Genomic DNA, 8,649 nt, shown 5'->3' on the forward strand with positions numbered 1-8,649 from the left:
CTCTTCATTAAGCCTTAACGCGGCAAACGACAGGGATTAGCTGTACTCGGGATGAGCTTTCCAAAATGAATTGTGAAGGTTCTTGCAGCCTAGGAACCTCTTTCTGTGCACATTGCATAATGTACTTATATCCTTCGTAGTTTTAAGCGATATATATATTGTTAGTTACAAATATTTGAAAATACGATTGTTTTCAAATATCGACTCAATCTTATTTTAAAAAAGGTCTTTGTATCTGTCAAATCTCTTCTTCAAGAAAATCATAAGGACTAATACCTTTCATACCGATTAAAGGGTGAATATCTAAATAATTTTCAGTATTCAAGGATTGTGATTCCATGGATAATTGTTCTTCTTGTGGTACAACAGTTGATGAATCAGTTGTTTCAGACACTTGTGCCATTTTTGGCTCTACAGAATCTTTAACGGCTTCTAGCACTTCTTCTATTTGCAGGCGCTGTGCTAAAGTCGTATTTCTTTGGAGATCATCTGTTCTTAGCATACCATATTTAAACACATCAATTTCACCACAAAGAATGAGGAAGTTTTTTGCCCTCGTAATTCCTGTATACAGTAAGTTTTTACGCAACATTTTAGAATAACCACGTACTACTGGCATAATAACTGTTTGGAATTCACTACCTTGTGACTTGTGAATTGAACAACAGTAAGCAAGAGTAATCTGATTCAAATCACCGCGTTGATACGTTACTTCAATGCCATCATATGAAGCTACAAGTAAGTCTTGTTTCTCAATAGTCTCATTCGCTTTGATAATACTAATTACTTCTCCCATATCACCGTTAAAAACATTGCTATTAGGTTGATTGACTAGCTGTAAGATTTTATCACCAATACGATACGTAACATCACCAAATGTTATTTCCTTACTCTTTTCAGTTTTCTTCGGATTAACAAGTTCTTGAATCATTTTATTAATAGCATCAATACCTGCAGGACCTCTATACATAGGTGCTAAAATTTGCACATCATGAATGGAGAAGCCTTTCTTAACCGCACTTGATACGACTTGTTTGATGACATCAGCTACTTGGTCGGAGCTAGCTTGGATAAAAGAACGATCGGATGTTTTGGCAAGCATATTTTGCGGCATCTCGCCTTTTTTCATTTGATGGGCAAGTTCAATAATTGATGAGCCATCTGCTTGTCTATATACATCAGTTAACTCAACAGTTGGAATTGCTTTGGAAGCAAGTAAATCTTTTAGCACTTGTCCAGGACCTACAGGCGGCAATTGATCTTGGTCACCAACAAAAATAACTTGGCAATCATCATTTAACGACTTTAACAATTGATGAGCGAGCCATGTATCAACCATCGACATTTCGTCGACGATGATGAGCCGTCCTCCAACTTCCTTCTCCGTTTCCTCTTCCTTTTCTTGTCCCGTGAAGCCCAGCAAACGGTGAATAGTCATCGCTGGTAATTCAGTTGATTCACTAAGACGCTTAGCCGCTCTCCCTGTTGGCGCCACTAGTACAATCGGAAAAGGCTCGTCTTTTTCAATATAGTCTTTTGGATTCAAAGTTAAGCCATGAAGCTCTGCATAAACGTCTACAATTCCTCGAACCACCGTCGTTTTCCCTGTACCAGGTCCACCTGTTAAAATCATAACTGCTGAGTTAATCGCCTTCTCAATGGCGTCCACTTGCGTTTCTGCATATGAAACACCAAAACGTTCCTCAGCATCACCGATAAATTTTCGGATTTCAGATGTAGGGAACGCGGATTGTTCAGCATTTTTTTGAACTAACTCTGTAATTTTAGAAGCAATACCAATCTCTGAAAAATACAAAGACGGCATATAGAGGCGTGTTTCTTCACCACAAATTTTACTATCCTCACGAAGTTCGATACAGGCTTTTGAAATTGTCTCAAAAGGAATTTCATATGCCTGACTCATTTCAAGTAGGCTTTTCGCTTGTGGCAAAATATCCTTCGCTTCCATATATACATGTCCCTCTGACAAAGCACCTGCATTTAAAAGGTGTAACACGGCAGCTTTAATACGATCTGGATGGTCCCCTGTAATATGTAGTTTAGCTCCTAATTCATCTGCACGTTGAAAACCTACACCTTCAACTTCTTCAATAAGTCTGTAAGGATTTTCTGTTAACAGTTGAATGGTTTCATTTTCATACATTTGGTATATACGCACTGCTAGTTGTGGGCCAAAGCCCCAGTCATTTAATTGGATCATAATACGATCCAACCCTAGATTTTGCTCTAGTACGGAGCGTAATGTCTCTTTTTTATCTTCTGTAAGTCTTGGAATTTCATCAAGTGCATCTGGATTATTGATAATAATTTTAATGGCATCTTTTCCTAGCTTTTTAACGATTGTCTCAGCCGTTTTATGACCTATACCTGGGAATAAATCACTCGACAAGTAATGTACGACACCTTGTTCAGTACCAGGAATCTCTTTAATAAAAGTATTAGCTTGAAATTGTATGCCATATTTAGGATGCTGTTTCAATTGTCCAGTAAAACGATACAACGTTTCTTGAACGACAGACGGAAAAAAGCCTGTCACGATAATTTCTTTTTCTTGATATGTTGTATTCGTTTCTTGAATTTTCAACTTAATGATGGAAAATAAATTCTGAGGATTATGGAAGATAGAGACGACAGGCCGACCGACGATAAATAGCTGTTCTTCTTGAAACAATGATACATGTTCAGTCAACGCTGTCCCCTCCTTTTTATTGGTGCTTCATAGCAATCATATCGTGAATATAACGCGCTTGTTCAAACTCAGGTTGTAATGTAAATGCTTGTTTCAAATGATACAAGGCATCTTCAGTACGCTCAGTTGACACTGCAAATAGTACACCTAAGTTATAGTGAGCATCTGCATTATTCCAGTCTTGATCGATAACATATTGTAATTCTTTTTGTGCTACATCAAACATTTCTAATGAGCAAAGTAAGATCCCGTATGCTAGACGAACTTGTACGTCTTCAGGAGCCAACTCTGCTGCTCTTTGTAAATAAGGTAATGCTAATTTTGTTTCACCAGCGCGTTCAAAGCTTTTTCCAAGCATATAGAATGCATCTTCACCTTCAATACCTAGACGAATGGCAATTTCATATAATTTAGCTGCTTCCATAAAACGCTCGCTATTGTAATACAAATTAGCTAACCCGTAATAAGCTGTTGCTGCTTTTTCATCTAACGTAATTGCTTTTTGAAAAAAACGCTCAGCTCTTTCAGTTTCATCCATAGAAGCAAGTAGGTTACCAAAGTTGATGTAACCTACTGTGTTATTTGGTTCTTCTTCTATTGCTTGTGTAAAAGCTTTGACAGCGTCTTCGTAACGCTTTTCTTGAATAGCTTTTATACCTTGTTCGTTAAAATCCACTATTTCCACTCCTATTAACCTACATACGTTAATTTTTTGCCATCTTTAAAGACTTCATCAATCGTTGCGCCACCTAAACATTCGTCACCATCATAAAATACGACAGATTGCCCTGGTGTAATAGCACGTATTGGTTCTTCAAACGTAACACGCACTTTATCATCACCTAACATTTCAACCTCTACCGGTGTATCTTGTTGGCGATAACGGAATTTAGCTGTACAACTAAATTTCTCTTGTTTTGGCTTATTTGAAGTAAAACCTAATTCCACTGCGGTTAAGCTATGAGAATACAGTTTATCATTATGGAAGTTTTGTCCGACTAATAACACGTTCTTTTCTAAATCTTTACCAAGTACAAACCAAGGTTCACCGTCGCCACCAATACCTAAGCCGTGACGTTGTCCAATTGTATAGTACATTAAACCGTCGTGTTTCCCCATAACCTTGCCATCCATTGTTTCCATATTGCCTGGTTGAGCAGGTAAGTATTGACTTAAGAATTGTTTGAAATTACGTTCACCGATGAAGCAAATACCTGTTGAATCTTTTTTTGAAGCAGTTGCTAATCCTGCTTCAAGTGCAATTTCACGCACTTTTGGTTTCTCTAAATGACCAATTGGAAACATAACTTTTGAAAGTTGTTCCTGTGAAAGTTGGTTCAAGAAATACGTTTGATCTTTATTATTATCTTTCCCGCGTAACATTACTGTCTCACCATCACGCTCCGCTACTTGTGCATAGTGACCTGTTGCTAAATAGTCAGCTCCCAGTTTCAATGCGTGTTCAAGGAATGCTTTGAATTTGATTTCTTTGTTACACATTACATCAGGATTTGGTGTGCGCCCTGCTTTATATTCATCTAAGAAGTAAGTGAAAACTTTATCCCAATATTGCTTTTCAAAGTTTACAGCATAATAAGGGATTCCGATTTGGTTACATACTTTAATAACATCATCATAATCTTCCGTTGCCGTACAAACACCAAATTCGTCTGTATCGTCCCAGTTTTTCATGAAGATGCCAATTACATCATAGCCTTGTTTTTTCAATAAATACGCAGCAACTGAAGAATCGACTCCTCCAGACATACCGACAACAACGCGTGTTTTTGAGGGGTCTTTTGTTGCGTTCATAACATTCACCTTTTTTCTTTTATTTCGCTAAGCGCTCAACAATTTCAACTGTTTTATCAGCAGCTAATTGAACATCTTCTAAAGAGAGCCCAAGTCCGAAGCTAAAACGAATTGAATTGCGCAGTTCTGGTGCACCTTTTCCGTACATTGCAACCAACACATGCGATGGATCTATTAATCCAGCCGTACATGCAGAACCACTTGAAGCTGCGATACCTGCCATATCTAAATTTACTAGGAAGGATTCAACATCCATACCAGTAAAACTAATATTCAATACATGTGGTAAAGCGTCATTTCTATCACCATTAATATAATAAGCAATTTTAGCTTTGTCTAATGTGTTTAAAAATAGTTCTTGGAAGCTACTAAATTCTTGCTGTTTCGCTTCAAAATTTGCTTGTGCAATTCGTACCGCTTCTGCAAATGCACAAATCGCCGGAATATTCTCAGTTCCTGCTCGACGTTTACGCTCTTGTTCTCCACCAAGTAAGGTGGATTGTAATGGTGTATTTTCACGTTGAAATAGGAACCCTATTCCTTTTGGTCCATTCAATTTATGAGCAGAAACCGAAAGTAAATCTACTTGTAAATCTTCTACGTCAAATTTCTCTATACCATAAGCTTGTACTGCATCCGTATGGAATGTTGCTTTGTGGTTTTTTAGAAGCGATCCGATTTCTTTAATAGGCTGAATCGACCCTACCTCATTATTACCATACATGATTGTTACTAAAATCGTTTCATCTGTTAATGCCTTTTGTACATCTTGGACAGATACAACACCCTGTGTATTGACAGGTAAATACGTTACTTTAAAACCTTGTTTTTCAAGACGCTCACACGTATGCAATACTGCATGATGTTCGATTTGAGAAGTAATAATATGACGACCTTCATTACGACGCGCATATGCCGTACCAAAAATAGCTAAATTATCAGCTTCAGAACCACCACTTGTCATAATGATTTCTTGGTCTTTAGCACCGATTGATTGTGCAAGTACCATTTTGGCATCGTCCAAATATTTTCTTGCATGTCGTCCAATACTATGAATACTAGATGCATTGCCGTAAACAGAACTCATAAGCTCGGTCATTTTCGCAATGACTTCTGGATGCATTGGAGAAGTGGCTGCATGGTCTAGATAAATTTCTTTCATCGTAAAAAACTCCTATCAAATTCGCCTTGGGAGGTTCATTTCCGACGATTTGCTCTCGTCTAAAAAATATACCCCGATATAAAACGAGGATGTTTGCCCAAGGCTTTAACTTTATTCAACTAGACTTTATTTTCCTGCTGAATGATATACAACTACCCAATTAATCCCATCACTAAAAAACGAGGAGATTAATTCATTTAAATATAAAACATATAGCCGTCATCAGAATCTTGTTCTTTATAAGCAGCTAAATCCTCTAATGAAGTTGTATCTAATACATTCTTCACTGCATCACGAATGCCCATCCATAGCTGTCGCTGAGGTGGAGCTTCGTTTTCTATTCCTTCAACTGGTTGAATCGGACCTTCAAGCACTCGAATGACATCAGCTGCTGAAATTAAATGCGGTGGTTTTGATAACATATACCCACCATAAGCCCCACGAACACTCTTCACTAAGCCTGAGTTTCTAAGGGGGGAAACAAGCTGTTCCAAATAAGCTTCTGACAAATCATTATCTGCTGCAATTTGTCGCAAAGGAATTGGACCTTGCCCGTACTGTTTGGCTAATTCAATCATAATTGTTAGACCATAACGGCCTTTAGTTGAGATTTTCAAAGTATACACCTCTATATAGTAGCTTACATTTATACGTTAAAGTATAGCATATTTCCTTCCATTCTACTCGGGAATGCTTTATCATAAATGTTACAAGTCTAAAAATAGAACAAATGTACGAGAGGAGGCAATTGTTTTGCCAAATGAACCACTCGCATTCCGCATGCGACCACGTAACTTAGATGAAGTCGTCGGTCAACAAACCATTATAGGAAAAAATACTACACTTTATAAAATGATTTCAAATGGGCATGTCCCTTCCATATTACTATACGGTGAACCCGGAATCGGGAAAACATCGATTGCCTATGCTATTGCAGGTACTTCTCATCTGCCATTCTTTGCACTTAATGCAACACGCGCAGGAAAGAAAGATGTTGAAGACGTAGTAGCAGAAGCACAGTTAACAGGTAAAGTGTTGCTGTTTTTAGATGAAATCCATCGATTCAATAAACTACAACAAGACACATTATTACCCCATGTAGAAAATGGCTCTATTGTATTAATAGGAGCAACAACTGAAAATCCATTTCATGATGTGAACCCTGCCATTCGCTCACGTTGCGGTGAGATTAAACAGCTTAAAAGGTTAACATATGAAGATATTGAAGCACTTGTGTTACGCGCTCTAGAAGATAAAGAACGTGGACTTGGTCGTTATACAATAAGATTAAGCGATTCACAACGTGACAAAATAGTAGTTGCAGCACACGGAGATGCACGAAAAGCACTAACATTGTTAGAGTCCATTTATTACGCTTCTGATGAAGTGAATAATGAAACGATTGTACAGGATGATACGGTCAAAAATCTAGCAGAACGAATCGGCGTATTCGGAGATAAAAAAGGTTCACATTTTTATAATCTATTATCCGCTTTACAAAAGTCAGTAAGAGGTAGTGATACAAACGCTGCACTCTACTATTTAGCTCATTGTTTAGAGAATGGGGACTTAGTGGCCGTTTCTCGTAGATTGCTCGTTATGGGCTATGAAGATATTGGTCTAGCAAACCCTGAAGTAGGTGGACATGTTCTAGCTGCAGTACAAGCCGCAGATCGCCTTGGCTTACCTGAAGCACGTATCCCATTAGCTCAAGCCGTGATCGAGATGTGTTTAGCATCCAAATCAAATTCTGCAATATCGGCAATTGACGCAGCCATCGCCGATATTCGAGCCGGAAAAACAGGAGACATCCCTATGCATTTAAGGGATGCTCATTATGCAGGTGCAAAAACATTAGGCGTAGAAGGATATCAATATCCACATAACACACCTATCGGCACTTTTGGTGGCTGGGTCGACCAAGAATATTTACCTGAAGAACTTGTCGGTACCGAATATTATAAACCCATTATTGCTGGCGAAGAAAAACGCATGGCCGGGATTTATGATAAGCTGAAATCATTTAAAAAATAGAGAAAAGGGTTACCTACATGTCTAGTACTTGTAAGGTAACCCTTTTGTTGTTAAAGCCAGGTTTTCTAAATTAATGATTAGTTTTTTCTAAGCAGGGAAATCGTTTTATTAATAGAATTAATTAAAACCATATTGAAGTAGCTTTCTTATACAACTAGAGAACACTTCTGTTTAATAAACACTCAGACAAAGGCGGATGGAATAGATGGCCATTAAAGAATTAGCAGAAAAAATATTAGTTCAATTTGCTACACGCACATTTAAAAAACGGCCTTTAATAGTCGCAATTGACGGTTTAAGTGGGGCAGGCAAAACCACATTAGTAAAAAAAATTGAACAGGAATTGAGTAACAATAACAGCTCAGTAGTCATTATACATATTGATGATCATATTGAGAAAAAACATAAAAGGTACGAAACGGGACATGAGGAATGGTATGAATACTACTACTTACAATGGGATATTAAGATGTTAACGACAAGTTTATTCGAAGGATTAAGGAACAATAAAAAGAACATCACTTTACCATTCTATGATAAATCTTCCGATTCCATCTCAGCTAAACAAACTACCGTTGCAGTTAATAGTATCATTCTTATAGAAGGTATATTTCTTCAAAGAAAAGAATGGCGAGAGTTTTATGATTATACTATATTTTTAGATTGTCCTCGCGAATTAAGGTATGAAAGAGTATTAAATCGAGATTCTTATATCGGGGATAAACAAGCAATACTTTTAAAATATAAAAGGAGATACTGGTTAGGAGAAGAACATTACTTGAATACAGAAAATCCAATTAAAAATGCAGATATAGTTATTGGGACTGACCCCTGTATTTAAGACAGGGATCAAAAAAGCATTTATCCAACCAGTTGTCGGTATTGTACCGGCGACTGGTTGTTTAGTTTCGCTTGTATTCGGATATAGTTA

General features: G+C 37.5%; 8 protein-coding genes and 1 other annotated feature (1 of these 9 only partly in view). Of the genes, 2 read left to right on the forward strand and 6 right to left on the reverse strand.

Translation table 11 applies throughout. The annotated features are described in order from the left end of the window. Nucleotides 1–147: a binding site (T-box leader), on the reverse strand (it extends 68 nt beyond the left edge of the window). Between the two features lie 91 nt (nt 148–238). The 5 genes from recD2 to cymR all read right to left on the reverse strand — a co-directional run bounded on the left by recD2 (nt 239) and on the right by cymR (nt 6,301). Next, a complete protein-coding gene (gene recD2, locus ACQKM9_RS11455) occupies nt 239–2,710 on the reverse strand; it encodes an SF1B family DNA helicase RecD2 (protein WP_427734480.1) in 2,472 nt (823 codons plus the stop codon). 16 nt (nt 2,711–2,726) lie between these two features. Further along, nucleotides 2,727–3,386, reverse strand: a complete 660-nt coding sequence (locus ACQKM9_RS11460) for a tetratricopeptide repeat protein (protein WP_038187277.1) — start codon at nt 3,384–3,386, stop codon at nt 2,727–2,729. A gap of 14 nt (nt 3,387–3,400) precedes the next feature. Further along, nucleotides 3,401–4,522: a tRNA 2-thiouridine(34) synthase MnmA gene (gene mnmA / locus ACQKM9_RS11465; RefSeq protein ID WP_427734481.1), complete on the reverse strand. Its 1,122-nt coding sequence runs from the start codon at nt 4,520–4,522 to the stop codon at nt 3,401–3,403. A 19-nt stretch (nt 4,523–4,541) separates the two neighbouring features. Beyond that, a complete protein-coding gene (locus ACQKM9_RS11470; RefSeq protein WP_427734482.1) occupies nt 4,542–5,684 on the reverse strand; it encodes a cysteine desulfurase family protein in 1,143 nt (380 codons plus the stop codon). 197 nt (nt 5,685–5,881) lie between these two features. After that, nucleotides 5,882–6,301 carry a cysteine metabolism transcriptional regulator CymR gene (cymR, locus tag ACQKM9_RS11475; RefSeq protein ID WP_038187285.1) on the reverse strand — a complete coding sequence of 140 codons (420 nt, stop codon included), beginning with the start codon at nt 6,299–6,301 and terminating at the stop codon, nt 5,882–5,884. 136 nt (nt 6,302–6,437) lie between these two features. Here cymR and ACQKM9_RS11480 point away from each other — a divergent pair, with 136 nt between their 5' ends. Continuing rightward, nucleotides 6,438–7,718: a replication-associated recombination protein A gene (locus ACQKM9_RS11480; RefSeq protein ID WP_427734483.1), complete on the forward strand. Its 1,281-nt coding sequence runs from the start codon at nt 6,438–6,440 to the stop codon at nt 7,716–7,718. A gap of 205 nt (nt 7,719–7,923) precedes the next feature. Beyond that, a complete protein-coding gene (locus ACQKM9_RS11485) occupies nt 7,924–8,559 on the forward strand; it encodes a kinase (RefSeq protein ID WP_427734484.1) in 636 nt (211 codons plus the stop codon). Between the two features lie 20 nt (nt 8,560–8,579). Here ACQKM9_RS11485 and ACQKM9_RS11490 read toward each other — a convergent pair. Next, nucleotides 8,580–8,649, reverse strand: a 70-nt coding sequence (locus ACQKM9_RS11490; RefSeq protein ID WP_354473145.1) for an IS3 family transposase, incomplete at its 5' end; no start/stop codon positions are given.

The organism is Viridibacillus sp. NPDC093762 (assembly GCF_050279675.1).
Classification (GTDB): Bacteria; Bacillota; Bacilli; order Bacillales_A; family Planococcaceae; genus Viridibacillus.